The following is a 13,548-nucleotide window of genomic DNA, read 5'->3' on the forward strand; positions in this document are numbered from 1 at the left end:
AATCCATTCGATAACTTAGGCGCAAAGTGACAGCAGGCCGCCTGGTTGCCGCTGAATCTTGCCCTCAAGCTCCAGATCGACCAACACAGGGCCGACTTCGCCCGCAGATGCAGCGATGTCCCGGATCAACTGGTCTTCCGCGATCGGAGATGGGCCAAGTCGAGTCAGAATCGCCTCGTGCAAGGCTTGGGGCGTGATTTCGGCTGTGTCTGCCTCGGGTCCAAGGGGTAGGATTTGTTGGGCGGAGGATTGTAGCTGTTGCTTGGGCAAAGCATCAATCACGTCTTCTGCATTGCGGACGAGTATAGCCCCGTCTCGGATCAGCAGATTGCATCCTGCCGCGCGGGCGTCAAAGGGATGGCCGGGCACGGCCAGAACCTCGCGCCCTTGGTCCAGGGCGTCCCGCGCGGTGATCAAGCTGCCGGATTTCGCCGCGGCCTCGACAACGACCACTGCCTGCGCCAGACCCGAGATAATGCGATTGCGGCGCGGAAAATGTCGTGCCTGAGGTGTTGTGCCCATCGGTTGTTCAGACAGGCGAAGTCCAGTGTCTGCGATATCTCGCGCCAGATCGGCATTTTCGGCCGGATAGATCACATCAACCCCACCTGCCAACACTGCCACAGTACCGGTCGCCAATGCGGCGAAGTGCGCCGAGGTGTCAATGCCGCGGGCAAGCCCCGAGACCACGACATAGTCTTGCTTACCCAGATCCGTCGCCAACGCCCGCGCCATGCGCGCGCCCAGCGAAGAACAGTTCCGTGCCCCGACCATGGCAATTGCCCGGCGTTTCAAGATCGACGGATCGCCGATTGCCCAAAGCATCGGGGGCGCATCCGAAAGGTCACATAACGCGTAAGGGTAATCGGCGGCCCCAAGGCACAAAAGCCGCGCTTTGGCGACCTTTGCGGCCTTGAGCTCCGCCTCAATTACGCCGGGCGGGCAGATTTCATAATCCTCGATCCCGGCAGCGCGCGCCATTTCCGGCAACGCGGCCAGCGCGTTCTGCGCCGAGCCATGTTCGCGCAATAAGCGCCGGAATGTTGCCGGCCCTACTTTGCGTGAGCGCAACAGACGGAGCCAGGAAAACCGGTCCTCTTCCGTGGTGGGTGGGAGTGGGGGGTGATTGGAAGAAAGCTGCTCTTCGGTCATCCGATGCTCCGCCTGATTGCAAAACTGGTTTACGGTGCAGCGGGTTAACAGCCTGTGAATCTTAGAAAATTAGATCGGTATTTTTCGAATCCATCCCTCGGAGAGATGATTATCTCATTGAAAGAAAAAGAGAAAATTCGTGCGAATTTTCTTGGCACACATAGTCCATGGTTGAGTTTTTGATTTGACGCGAAGGGTAGTGTGTTAACCCTTCGCGCCTTGATTCTTCTTTTGAGCCGACTCAGGTGGCAGAGCCGCCCACAGTCAGCCCATCCATCAAAACGGTAGGTTGGCCGACACCGACCGGCACCCATTGCCCATCCTTGCCACATGTGCCCATGCCGGGATCCAGCGCCATGTCATTGCCCAGTCCCCGAATGCGTTTTAGCGCCGAGGGGCCGTCGCCAATCAGCGTCGCGCCTTTGACCGGAGCGCCGATCTTGCCGTTCTCGACACGATATGCCTCGGTGCAGGAGAACACGAACTTGCCGTTGGTGATGTCGACCTGGCCACCGCCGAAGCCCACAGCCCAGATGCCGTCTTTGATATCTGCCACCAACGAGGCCGGATCGGCATCGCCACCCAACATGATCGTATTGGTCATGCGCGGCATCGGTTTATGGGCATAGCTTTGACGCCGGCCGTTCCCGGTTGGAGCAACGCCCATCAGGCGTGCGTTCTGGCGGTCCTGCATATATCCGGTGAGGATTCCATCCTCGATCAGAACTGTACGCGAACTGGGTGTACCCTCGTCATCCACTGATATCGAACCGCGTCGGTCTGCAATCGTCCCATCATCCACGACTGTTACACCTTTCGAAGCGATCTGCTGCCCCATCAGCCCGGCAAAAGCGGAACTGCCCTTGCGGTTGAAATCACCTTCAAGCCCGTGGCCGATGGCCTCGTGCAACAGAATACCGGGCCAACCGGGGCCCAACGCGACTTCCATTACGCCGGCAGGGGCAGGGACGGCATCCAGATTGACCATAGCGATCCGCAGAGCCTCACGCGCCTTATCTTGCCAGTCTGAGGGATCGATCAAGCCATCCAGCCCCACGCGACCGCCACCTCCGGCAGAACCGCTTTCGCGTCTGCCGTTCTGTTCTACTATAACCGAGATGTTCAGGCGGGTCATCGGGCGTATATCGCGCACCTGCACACCATCGGGGCGAAGAATCTCGACCTCCTGCACTGCAGCGGCAATCGTGGCGCTGACTTGCACAACCCGGGAATCCAGACCACGGGTAAAAGCGTCTATCTCGCGCAGTGTCTCGATTTTGACCGGGAAGGCGGCGGATTCGATCGGGTCTTCATCGGTATATAACCTGGTATTGGTGGCACGTGGTGGCCCGGCCAGCGTCCCACCACCATCGCCGACCGCCAACCGCGCGGTTTCGGCTGCACGCTTCAGAGAGGGAATCGAAACATCCGTTGAATGCGCGTATCCAGCCACTTCACCCTGCACCGCGCGAAGACCGAATCCCTCGGAAGCGTCGTAAGAGGCCGTGCGCAATCGGCCGTCATCAAACACCAAAGATTCGGATTTGCGCCGTTCTACGAACAGTTCCCCATCCTCGGCGCCAACAGTTGCAGCCTTCAGTACAGCAAGCGCTTCATCCTTGGGAAGAACGCTTTCAAACGGGCGAAACGGGGCCTGAGTCATCAGTTGTGACCTTTCGGGTTTGATCCAGATCAAAAATAGCGTCTGTTTGACGCAAGCATTTTGCTTTATCTACCCGACGGAATATGGTTTTTAACGCGGCCAAAGACAACGGGAGAGGTGCGACCGATTCACACCTTTTCGCGAGAGACGCAAAGATCAAACGATCAGGACAGAAAATGAAGAATGCTTTGATGCTTTCCGGGCTTGCTACGGCCCTCTCCAGCCTTCCCGCCATGGCTCAGGAGCTTGAGATTATTGGCAAGCCGGTTGACGGCGGCATGGGGTTCCAGCCTGCTGCCACCAGCCTTGCCGAAGGGATTCAGTCGCTGGACAACATGATTCTGGTGATCATCACCGCGATCTGTGTGTTTGTTGCGGGTCTGCTGGTTTACTGCATCGTACGCTACAACCAGCGCGTAAACCCGAACCCGGCTCGGTTCTCGCATTACACTCCGGTTGAGATTGCCTGGACTTTGGGCCCGATCCTGATTCTGGTCTTCATCGGGGCTTTCTCGCTGCCGGTTCTTTTCAAGCAACAAGAGATTCCCGAAGGCGACATCACCATCAAAGTCGTGGGGAACCAGTGGTACTGGACCTACGAATATGTCGATCATGACTTTGCCTTCGACAGCTATCTCCTGGGCCACCCGGCCACCCTCGACGAGGGCGCGCGCCCGGCTGATGCCGACGTAACACCGTTTGTTCTGGACGATGCGATGCGGGCGAAGCTGGCCGATGCAGGCTATGGCGAAGACGAATGGCTTCTCGCCACCGATACCGCCGTCGTTGTTCCGGTTGGCAAGATTGTCGTGATGCAGGTTACCGCATCGGACGTGATCCATTCCTGGACCATTCCTTCGTTCGGCGTGAAGCAGGACGGCGTTCCTGGTCGTCTGGCCGAACTGTGGTTCGAAGCAGACAAGGAAGGCGTCTATTTCGGACAGTGCTCTGAGCTGTGCGGTAAAGACCATGCCTATATGCCAATCACTGTCAAAGTGGTCAGCGAAGAGGCATATGAACAGTGGCTGCAGGGCGCGCTTGAAGAATATGCAGGTCAGCCTGCTTCCTACCAAGTGGCCTCGAACTAAGCCCTTTGCGGCCTAGGTAAACACATGCGGGCTGCGCGGAAATCGCGCAGCTTTTGCCCCGAAAAGGACCGGATATGAGCGACGCAAGCTTCAATGCCAGCACCGTCTCTGCGCAGACCGGCGCGGACGAGGCCAGCTTTGGTGATTATTTCGCCCTGCTGAAGCCGCGCGTGATGTCGCTGGTCGTATTCACGGCTTTGGTCGGACTACTTGCGGCTCCTGTTCCGATACATCCGTTTGTTGGCTTCTGCGCCATCCTGTTCATCGCTATTGGTGGCGGTGCATCCGGCGCGCTGAACATGTGGTGGGACGCGGATATCGACCGCGTGATGAAGCGCACCAAAGGCCGTCCAATCCCCTCTGGCAAAGTTGAAGAAGGCGAGGCATTGGCGCTGGGTCTGGCTCTGTCTGGCCTGTCCGTGATTATGCTGGGTTTGGCAACCAACTGGTTTGCAGGGGCGTTTCTGGCCTTCACTATTTTCTTCTATGTTGTCGTCTACACGATGTGGCTGAAACGCTCGACGCCTCAGAACATCGTCATTGGTGGTGCCGCGGGGGCGTTCCCGCCGGTCATCGGATGGGTCGCGGCCACTGGCTCGATGACGCTCGAACCGTGGTTGATGTTTGCCCTGACATTCATGTGGACACCTCCGCATTTCTGGGCGTTGGCCTTGTTCATGCGCTCGGACTATGACGATGCCGGGGTGCCGATGTTGACCGTCACCCATGGTCGACGCGCGACGCGCTGGCATATTCTGGTTTATACCGCGTTGCTGGCGTTGCTGGCGGTGGGGACTGCGTTCTCGGATATCGGAGGCCCGATTTATCTAGTTGTTGCGCTGGTTCTGAATGGCTTGTTTCTGCGGGGGGCCTGGCAGATTTCTCGTCGAAACGAAGACGATTCGGAGGCCGACAACTTCAAGGTCGAACGCAGTTTCTTCAAACTGTCGCTGCTGTACCTGTTTCTGCATTTCGGCGCGATTCTCGTCGAGGCCCTGTTGAAACCTTACGGATTAGGAGGCTGGTCATGAGCCTGCGCAAAACTCACGAACTTCACCAAAGACGGTTCAGCCGCAATCTGGGCGTCGGCCTGACACTGGCCGCGTTCATCGTGATCATCTTCGGCCTGACAGTCGTCAAGGTCTCGAACACAGATTTTAGTCTGGCGACGCAGCAGGTGCAGAACTGATGAAGTTGACGGGGCCACAGAAAACGGTCGCGCAACTGGTCGGCGTCGTCGTCCTTATGGGCGGTTTGGCATGGGCAGCGGTGCCGTTTTATAATTGGTTCTGCCGGGTCACGGGGTATGGAGGGACCACGGGGGTTGCCGAGAAAGCCCCTGATGACATTCTCGACCAAGTTGTGACGGTCCGATTTGATGCCTCCAAGGCCAAGGGTATGCCGTGGGAATTCAAGCCCGCCGAACGCGAGATGAAAATACGTATCGGTGAGACAGGTCTGGCGTTCTACGAAGCGTACAATCCAACCGACAAGCCCGTCGCAGGGCAGGCGTCCTACAACGTGGCGCCCTATTCCGCCGGGGGGTATTTTCAGAAAATCGCCTGTTTCTGCTTCGATGAACAGGTGTTGGAGCCGGGTGAGCGAGTCGAGATGCCCGTTACGTTCTTCGTCGATCCCGAACTGATCGAAGATCCCGAAGCAAAATATGTGCATACGATCACGCTGTCGTATACATTCTATGAGATTGATCTGCCCGAGGGCTATGCCGCCCTTGATGTGCAGGCTGAAACAAACAAGAACTAACGCCTGTAGGTGAGGGACGCTGATGGCACACGCAAAAGACCATGATTACCACATTCTGAACCCGTCAATCTGGCCACTGATCGGCGCGGTAAGCGGATTTGTGATGCTGTTCGGGGCCGTTCTTTGGATGCACGGGATCACCCCGTGGATCTTCTGGATGGGGCTGGTCGGGGTTCTTTATACCATGTTTGCATGGTGGTCCGAAGTCGTGGTTGAAAGCCGTCAGGGCGATCATACGCCGGTCGTGCGTATCGGCCTGCGCTATGGCTTTATCCTGTTCGTGATGTCCGAGGTGATGTTCTTCTTCGCCTGGTTCTGGTCGTTCTTCAAACATCGCATGTATCCGATGTACGACTATGCCGGTACTGAATACATCCAGCCGGATATCCACGCCGTTGATCCGTTCCACCTGCCACTGATCAACACTTTGGTCCTGTTGCTGTCAGGTTGTGCGATTACTTGGGCCCACCACGCGCTTGTTCATGACAATGACCGCAAGGCGCTGATCAATGGTCTGGCCATTGGTATCGTTCTGGGCATCGCCTTTACTGCGCTTCAGGCGTTTGAATACTATGAGTTATTGGCCCATGAGGGTTGGGAGTTCGGTGGCGATCAGTTCTATTCGAACTTCTTCATGGCAACCGGTTTCCACGGCGCGCATGTGATTATCGGCACCATCTTCCTGTCGGTCTGTCTGATCCGCGCCCTGAAGGGGGACTTTACGCCCGAGAAACACGTCGGTTTCGAGGCTGCCGCTTGGTACTGGCACTTCGTTGACGTCGTCTGGCTGTTCCTGTTTTTCGCCGTCTACATTTGGGGTCAGGCCCCGCTGATGTAACGCCACGCAGGTGATCCAATTGCAAAAGCCGCCCCACGGGGCGGCTTTTTCTCAATCAGGGGCGCAAGATTGCGCCCCATACAATTACATGGTTGCACTTCGGTTCACGTGCCCCTTAACAAGGCGCCGGTTCCCGCAACAAGGTCTGATCCCAATATGCGTCGCATTCTGTTTCTGCTGATCTTCGGCTTTGCCGGTCTGGGCCTGCTGCTGTCGCTGGGCATTTGGCAACTGCAGCGGCTGACCTGGAAACAGGAGGTGCTGGCCGAGATCGAAAGCCGCATCGCTGCCGATCCTGTCGCCTTGCCAGTGCAGGTGTCCGAAGATGCGGACAAATACCTGCCGGTGACGGTCACAGGCGAGATCGAACCGGGCGAGATCCACGTTTTGGTTTCGGTCAAGCAGGTGGGGCCGGGGTATCGGATCATCCAGTCCTTTACCACCGACGACCGGACTATTCTGGTGGATCGCGGCTTTGTGCCGACCACAGCCAAGCAGGCTGTTCGCCTGACTGGCCCGATGGAAATCACCGGCAACCTGCACTGGCCCGATGAAGTTGATGGCTACACGCCTGACGCAGATATTGACGGCAACATCTGGTTCGCCCGTGATGTGCCCAGTCTGGCCGCCGCGCTGGGGGCTGAGCCGGTGTTGCTGATTGCCCGCTCGGAAACCGATCCGAATGTAACGCCAATGCCGGTGGATACGGCGGGCATCCCCAACGATCATTTGCAATATGCAATCATCTGGTTTGGTCTTGCTCTGGTCTGGGCCGCAATGACCGGATACTTCCTGTGGCGCAGCCGTGCCAATTCCGAAAGTGACGCGACATGAAATACATCTCGACCCGCGGGCAGGCGCCCGAACTGACCTTTGAAGAGGCGATGCTGACCGGACTGGCCCGTGATGGTGGTCTGTACTTGCCCGCTGAAATTCCGGTGATGTCGCAGGACGAAATTGCTGCGTTGGCTGGCTTGTCCTACGAAGAAATCGCATTCCGCGTGATGTGGCCCTATGTGAGTGGCTCGTTCTCCGATGATGAGTTCAAAGATATCATAGCGCGCGCTTATGAGGGCTTCGGCCATGACGCCCGCGCGCCGTTGAAGCAGCTGAACGAGAACCATTTTCTGCTGGAGCTGTTTCACGGACCCACGCTGGCCTTCAAAGACTTTGCCATGCAGCTAATCGGCCAGCTGTTCCAGGTCGCGCTCAAACGGCGGGAAGATCGCGTTACCATTGTCGGCGCGACGAGCGGTGACACCGGTTCAGCCGCCATCGAAGCGTTCCGTGGGCTGGATGCGGTGGATGTGTTCATCCTGTTCCCACATGGCCGTGTTTCAGAAGTGCAGCGCCGTCAGATGACTACGCCTGCAGACAGTAATGTGCACGCTTTGGCGGTAGACGGCGATTTCGATGACTGTCAGGCAGCGCTCAAAGACATGTTCAACGACTTTGATTTCCGCGACGGTGTGAAACTTGCAGGCGTCAATTCGATCAACTTCGCCCGCGTGTTGGCACAGATCGTTTACTATTTCTCCGCCGCCGTCAGCCTCGGCGCGCCACATCGCAAGGTCAGCTTCACCGTGCCGACAGGGAATTTCGGCGATATCTTCGCAGGCTATCTGGCCAAACGCATGGGGCTGCCCATCGATCGTCTGGTGGTGGCGACCAACCAGAACGATATTCTGCATCGCTGTCTCTCCGGCGAGGGATATTTCAAGGGCGATACAATCCCCTCAATCAGCCCTTCAATGGATATTCAGGTTAGCTCGAACTTTGAGCGCGCACTGTACTACGCCTATGGCGAAGATGGCGGCGCAGTCGCTCAGTTGATGGACGAACTCAAGAGCGGAGGTTTCAATGTCAGCCAAGGCGCGATGGAGGCTCTGCGAGAAAGCTTTGACTCGGGCCGCGTTTCTGAGGACGAGACGCTTGAGACGATCAGGCGCACGATGGTCCACAGCGCCGAGTTGGTTTGTCCGCACACCGCCGTTGGGATCAAAGTGGCTGAAGACCACCGCGCTGCCGATGTGCCCATGATCACGCTCGCAACCGCGCATCCTGCGAAGTTCCCGGCGGCGGTCGAGAAGGCAAGCGGCGAACATCCGCCTCTTCCATCCCGCATGTCTGATCTGTATGAACGTCCGGAACGGGTGACCCGCGTTGCGAACGATCTGGGTGCCCTTGAGGATCATATCAGAAGGCATATTGCTGAGTGACAGTCAGACAGGACCAACTGAAGAACGGATTTCGTGTCGTCAGTGAACATATGCCGGGGCTGCAATCTGCGGCCATCGGCATCTGGGTAACCGCCGGTGGGCGGCACGAGCGGATCGAGCAGAACGGTATCGCGCATTTCCTTGAGCATATGGCGTTCAAGGGAACCCAGCGGCGTTCTGCGCTGCAAATTGCCGAAGCGATCGAGGATGTGGGCGGGTACATCAACGCCTATACCTCGCGCGAAGTTACGGCCTATTATGCACGCGTATTGAAGGACGATGTGGCGCTGGCCATGGATGTCATCGGCGACATCGTCCTGAACCCGGTGTTCGACCCGCGCGAGATCGAGGTCGAGCGCGGCGTGATCCTGCAGGAAATCGGTCAGGCCTATGACACACCTGACGATGTGATCTTTGACTGGCTGCAAGAGCAGAGCTATCACGACCAGCCCCTTGGCCGCACCATTCTGGGCCCGACCGAGCGCGTCAGTGCGTTTTCCCGCGAGGACTTGTCTGGTTTCGTGGCCGAACACTACGGGCCGGAACAGATGATCCTGTCTGCAGCTGGAGCTGTGGACCACGATGCGCTGATGAAACTGGCCGAAGAGATGTTCGGCCACCTGCAGCCGCGCAAGGGTCTGATCCCCGACGCTGCGCGGTTCACTGGTGGTGAGGCGCGGCAGGAGAAAGAACTGGAGCAGGCGCATTTCGCGCTGGCGCTGGAAAGTCCGGGCTATCGCGATGATGCGATCTATACGGCCCAGATTTACTCGACCGCTCTGGGTGGAGGCATGTCCTCGCGCCTGTTTCAGGAAGTGCGCGAAACTCGCGGGCTTTGTTATACGATCTTTGCTCAGACCGGTGCTTATGCGGATACCGGTACGACAACGATTTACGCAGGCACCTCGGCCGATCAGGTGGGCGAATTGGCGACGATTACCATCGACGAGATGAAGCGCGCTGCCGAAGACATGAGCGCAGAAGAGGTTGCCCGCGCGCGGGCCCAGATGAAGGCCGGGATGCTGATGGGGCTGGAAAGCCCGTCGAACCGGGCCGAACGTCTGGCGCGGCTGGTGCAGATCTGGGGACGTGTGCCCTCGCTTGAGGACACCGTGGCCAAGATCGATGCGGTCAGCACTGAGGACGTGCGTGCCTTTGCCGAAGACATGGCAGTCAAAGCCCCTGCAGCGCTGGCGCTGTATGGGCCGGTCTCGGGCGCACCGACGCTGGTGGATCTGCAGGAGAGGCGTGCGGCGTGATGCTGTTAGGCAGACGCAAGCTGAAACTCGAAACCGAGCGCTTGACGCTGCGCCCGCCCATGCATTCCGACTTCAACGACTGGACCGCCTTGCGGCGTGCTTCAAAGGACTATCTGGTGCCGTGGGAGCCGGTTTGGGCCAAGGACCATCTGAGCCGAAAGTCGTTTACCAACCGGGTCTATTGGGCCCAGCGCTCAGTCGCGGGTGGTACGGCGATACCTCTGTTCCTGTTTCGTCGCACAGACAATATTCTGCTGGGGGCGATCACGTTGGACAATGTTCGCCGTGGTCCGGCGCAGGCTGGCACCTTAGGCTATTGGACCGGGCAGGCCTTTGCGCGTCAGGGGTTCATGCGCGAAGCAATTGGCGCCGTTGTTCATCACGCCTTCACCCGTCTGGATTTAAGCCGGATCGAGGCCGCGTGTTTGCCTGAGAACAAGGCCTCTCGCGGTCTGCTGGAAAGCTCAGGCTTCAAATACGAAGGCGTGGCGCAGTCTTATCTGCAGATCAATGGGCGCTGGCGAACACATGTTCTGTATGCCAGCTTAAGGTCCGATCGTCGGGGCAAGACTGAGGCAGGCTAGAGGGCACTGCCGCCAGGCATGGCAAGCCTCCTGTCCTGGAGATATCCGTGGCCAGATCAACAAGGGCATGACTTGTTGGCCCATTGCGCTACACTTGCCCTATGTGGCGGTTTGTTGCGGGACTGATGATGATTGCAGGCGGGGCTGTGGCGCAGGAGCGGCGGCCTAGTCACTGCATCGCCATCGCAGATGCGGCACCGGGGATTGAATATCTTCACAAAGCGGCGTGGCAGGATCCCGTGCCCGAGTTTTCGGTTCGTATCAGCTATGTCGCGCATGCATCGTTTCTGATCCAGACACAGGGCGGGCTGAACGCGGTGACCGATTTCACCGGTTTTATCGGCGGCGCTGCGCTAATTCCTGACGTGGTCACAATGAACCATGCGCACAGCACCCACTGGACTGCCCATCCCGATCCGGCCATCCCGTATGTCTTGCCGGGTTGGGGAGAGTTCGGCGAAGGCATCGAGCACCATCTTGATCTGGGTGAGATGCTGATTCGCAATGTGTCGACCGATATCCGTTCGGCCTATGGCGGTATTGAAGATCGCGGAAACTCGATCTTTGTGTTCGAGGTCGAAGGGTTGTGCATCGGCCATCTGGGGCATCTGCATCACATTCCGTCGGATGAACAATTCGCTGCACTGGGTCGGCTGGATGTGGTCATGGCGGCGGTGGACGGAGGCACCACGATGCCCTTGCCCGAGATGGTTCAGGTTCTGAAACGCCTCAAAAGCTCGGTCATTATCCCGATGCATTGGTTCTCGGACTTTTCGCTTGAGCGGTTTTTGGTGGATATTCGGGATGAATTCCCGGTTGAACGGGATGGGGTGTCCGAGATTGTCGTCTCGTTGCGCACGTTGCCCGACAGGCCGACGGTTGTGGTGCTGGAGCCTCAGTACCTGATAGAGCTGGAATAGGGCTTGTCGCGGCCCGTGGCCTTTGGCAGGGAAGAGCCATGAAACTGAACCCTGCAGACAGCCGCCTTGCCGAAGCAATCAGAGCCCGATTGGGTGCTGACGTTTTGCGCCCGATTGCAGATCGTTACCTTGAAGAGCCGCGTCAGCGGTTTGTCGGGCAGCCCGGTTTGCTTGCCTTGCCGCGCACCGTGGAAGATGTGTCGGCTCTGGTGCAATTGGCCGCAGACGCTCGGGTGCCTGTTGTCCCTTATGGCGGCGGCACCGGTCTGGTAGGAGGGCAGGTTGTTCCGGATGGTCCTGTCCCTTTGATCGTTTCCCTGGAACGGATGACGGCGATACGGGCGACTTACCCCACCGAGAACATACTTGTGGCCGAGGCCGGTGCCATTCTGGCCGACGTCCAGACTGCCGCTGAAGACGCGGACCGTCTATTTCCCCTGTCGCTGGCTGCGCAGGGTTCTTGCCGGATTGGCGGCAATCTGGCCACTAATGCGGGTGGCGTGAATGTGCTGCGCTATGGCAATGCACGCGATCTGTGCCTGGGGCTTGAAGTGGTATTGCCCAGTGGTGAGATATGGCACGGGCTTAGCCGGTTGCGTAAGGACAACACCGGTTATGACCTGCGTAACCTGATGATCGGGTCCGAAGGGACACTTGGCATCATTACGGCGGCGGCGTTGAAGCTGTTCCCGCGACCCAAGGGCGTTGGAACCGCAATGTTTCAGGTCTCCTCACCCGAGGCTGCCATTGATCTGTTGTCAGTGGCGCGGGATCAAGTGGGGGAAGCGGTCAGTACGTTTGAGTTGATCCATGGGCAGGGCCTCGAATTCCTGACCGAGGTTTTGCCCGACGTGCGGCAACCCTTTGCGGCAACACCTGAATGGAGTGTGTTGATCGAGCTGGGCCTGTCTGTCGGCCAAGACCCTTCGGACATGCTTGAGGCGATTTATGTCGCCGCTGATGAGCGCGATCTGGTCCGCGATGCGGTTATCGCGCAGAGCGAAGCACAGCGGTCCGAACTCTGGGCCGTGCGCGAGCGCATCCCCGAGGCCAACCGGCTGATCGGATCAGTTTCCAGCCATGATATCTCGGTCCCGATTTCCCGCATTCCAGAGTTCATTCGGCGCGGCGCGGATGTGGTGGCCGGGCAGGGGCCGTTTCGCGTGAACTGCTTTGGACATCTGGGCGACGGTAATCTGCATTATAACGTGTTTCCACCCGCCGGGCAGGACAAGTCAGAGTTTGTTGCGCAGCGGGGCGCGGTCAAACGCGCGGTACATGATCTGGTTCATGAATTTGGTGGATCGGTCAGTGCCGAACACGGTGTCGGTCGGCTCAAGACAGATGATCTGGAACGCTATGGCGATCCGGTCAAGATGCAGGCCATGAGGGCGATCAAAGCAGCGCTTGATCCTCAAGGGATTATGAACCCCGGGGCGGTTCTGGCCTAATAGACGCGCCCCGGACGTATACCGGGGCGCTGCGGTTCTTTACGAAGCGGGCAGAATGACCTTGTCGATCACATGGATCACGCCGTTCTCGGCTTCGATATCGGCTTGCACAACGTTGGCATCATTCACCATGACGCCATTGTCGAGATCGATGGTGATATCTCCGCCCTGCACGGTGGCGGCGGTCATGTCATCGGACAGATCACCCGACATCACTTTGCCCGGGACAACGTGATAGGTCAGCACTGCGACCAACTGGTCCTTGTTTTCGGGCTTCAGCAGATTTTCGACCGTGCCCTCGGGCAGCGCTGCAAAAGCCTCATCCGTTGGGGCGAAAACGGTGAACGGCCCTTCGCCTTTCAGCGTTTCAACCAGTTCGGCGGCCTGAACGGCAGCGACGAGCGTTTCAAAACTGCCCGCGCCCACCGCAGTATCGACGATATCCTTGGCGTGCCCATCTGCCAAAGCAGAGGTGGTCAACAGAAGACTGGCAACTCCAGCAACAGCGAATTTGCGCAACATGACATGATTTCCCTTGTTGAGAATGCCCTAGGTGGCATCATTCGGGGTACGCAGTCAGGTCGCGACAAGATCACAGAATCCAGAGGCA

14 protein-coding genes are annotated in these 13,548 nt (G+C 58.2%); 11 read left to right on the top strand and 3 right to left on the bottom strand.

Annotated elements, in window-relative coordinates; translation table 11 throughout:
* Positions 1-15 precede the first annotated feature (15 nt).
* Both dprA and tldD read right to left on the bottom strand, forming a co-directional pair.
* Positions 16-1,152 (bottom strand): DNA-processing protein DprA, encoded by a 1,137-nt coding sequence (gene dprA, locus ACRZ96_RS10050; RefSeq protein WP_480814453.1) that lies wholly within the window; start codon positions 1,150-1,152, stop codon positions 16-18.
* 241 nt (positions 1,153-1,393) lie between these two features.
* The gene (gene tldD / locus ACRZ96_RS10055; RefSeq protein WP_480814454.1) at positions 1,394-2,815 is read right to left on the bottom strand and encodes a metalloprotease TldD; all 1,422 of its coding nucleotides are present in this window, start codon (positions 2,813-2,815) and stop codon (positions 1,394-1,396) included.
* Between the two features lie 176 nt (positions 2,816-2,991).
* On the opposite strand from tldD, the gene coxB reads away from it, so the two are divergent.
* The 11 genes from coxB (at position 2,992) to ACRZ96_RS10110 (ending at position 12,938) form a co-directional block, all read left to right on the top strand.
* Positions 2,992-3,903, top strand: coding sequence for a cytochrome c oxidase subunit II (coxB, locus tag ACRZ96_RS10060; protein ID WP_170397324.1), 912 nt, complete (start codon positions 2,992-2,994; stop codon positions 3,901-3,903).
* 74 nt (positions 3,904-3,977) lie between these two features.
* Entirely contained in the window at positions 3,978-4,934 is a 957-nt protein-coding gene (cyoE, locus tag ACRZ96_RS10065; protein WP_480705560.1) for a heme o synthase, read from the top strand.
* A complete protein-coding gene (locus ACRZ96_RS10070; protein ID WP_170397320.1) occupies positions 4,931-5,092 on the top strand; it encodes a hypothetical protein in 162 nt (53 codons plus the stop codon). Before cyoE ends, ACRZ96_RS10070 begins: the two co-directional genes overlap by 4 nt.
* Positions 5,092-5,667 (top strand): cytochrome c oxidase assembly protein, encoded by a 576-nt coding sequence (locus tag ACRZ96_RS10075; RefSeq protein ID WP_480705558.1) that lies wholly within the window; start codon positions 5,092-5,094, stop codon positions 5,665-5,667. The genes ACRZ96_RS10070 and ACRZ96_RS10075 overlap by 1 nt, the downstream gene beginning before the upstream one ends.
* Before the next feature lie 22 nt (positions 5,668-5,689).
* Positions 5,690-6,505 carry a cytochrome c oxidase subunit 3 gene (locus ACRZ96_RS10080; protein ID WP_170397316.1) on the top strand — a complete coding sequence of 272 codons (816 nt, stop codon included), beginning with the start codon at positions 5,690-5,692 and terminating at the stop codon, positions 6,503-6,505.
* Between the two features lie 156 nt (positions 6,506-6,661).
* A complete protein-coding gene (locus tag ACRZ96_RS10085) occupies positions 6,662-7,339 on the top strand; it encodes an SURF1 family protein (RefSeq protein WP_480705556.1) in 678 nt (225 codons plus the stop codon).
* Entirely contained in the window at positions 7,336-8,724 is a 1,389-nt protein-coding gene (gene thrC, locus ACRZ96_RS10090) for a threonine synthase (protein WP_170404296.1), read from the top strand. The genes ACRZ96_RS10085 and thrC overlap by 4 nt, the downstream gene beginning before the upstream one ends.
* Positions 8,721-9,983, top strand: a complete 1,263-nt coding sequence (locus ACRZ96_RS10095) for a M16 family metallopeptidase (protein WP_170397310.1) — start codon at positions 8,721-8,723, stop codon at positions 9,981-9,983. Before thrC ends, ACRZ96_RS10095 begins: the two co-directional genes overlap by 4 nt.
* Entirely contained in the window at positions 9,983-10,567 is a 585-nt protein-coding gene (locus ACRZ96_RS10100; protein ID WP_480561164.1) for a GNAT family N-acetyltransferase, read from the top strand. The genes ACRZ96_RS10095 and ACRZ96_RS10100 overlap by 1 nt, the downstream gene beginning before the upstream one ends.
* A 101-nt stretch (positions 10,568-10,668) precedes the next feature.
* The gene (locus ACRZ96_RS10105; protein ID WP_170647537.1) at positions 10,669-11,487 is read left to right on the top strand and encodes an MBL fold metallo-hydrolase; all 819 of its coding nucleotides are present in this window, start codon (positions 10,669-10,671) and stop codon (positions 11,485-11,487) included.
* Positions 11,488-11,525: 38 nt separating this feature from the next.
* Positions 11,526-12,938 (top strand): FAD-binding oxidoreductase, encoded by a 1,413-nt coding sequence (locus ACRZ96_RS10110; protein ID WP_223117684.1) that lies wholly within the window; start codon positions 11,526-11,528, stop codon positions 12,936-12,938.
* Positions 12,939-12,977: 39 nt separating this feature from the next.
* On the opposite strand, the gene ACRZ96_RS10115 is transcribed toward ACRZ96_RS10110, so the two are convergent.
* A complete protein-coding gene (locus ACRZ96_RS10115; RefSeq protein ID WP_170424274.1) occupies positions 12,978-13,460 on the bottom strand; it encodes a fasciclin domain-containing protein in 483 nt (160 codons plus the stop codon).
* Positions 13,461-13,548: the final 88 nt, after the last annotated feature.

This window comes from Ruegeria sp. CF1, assembly GCF_056537445.1.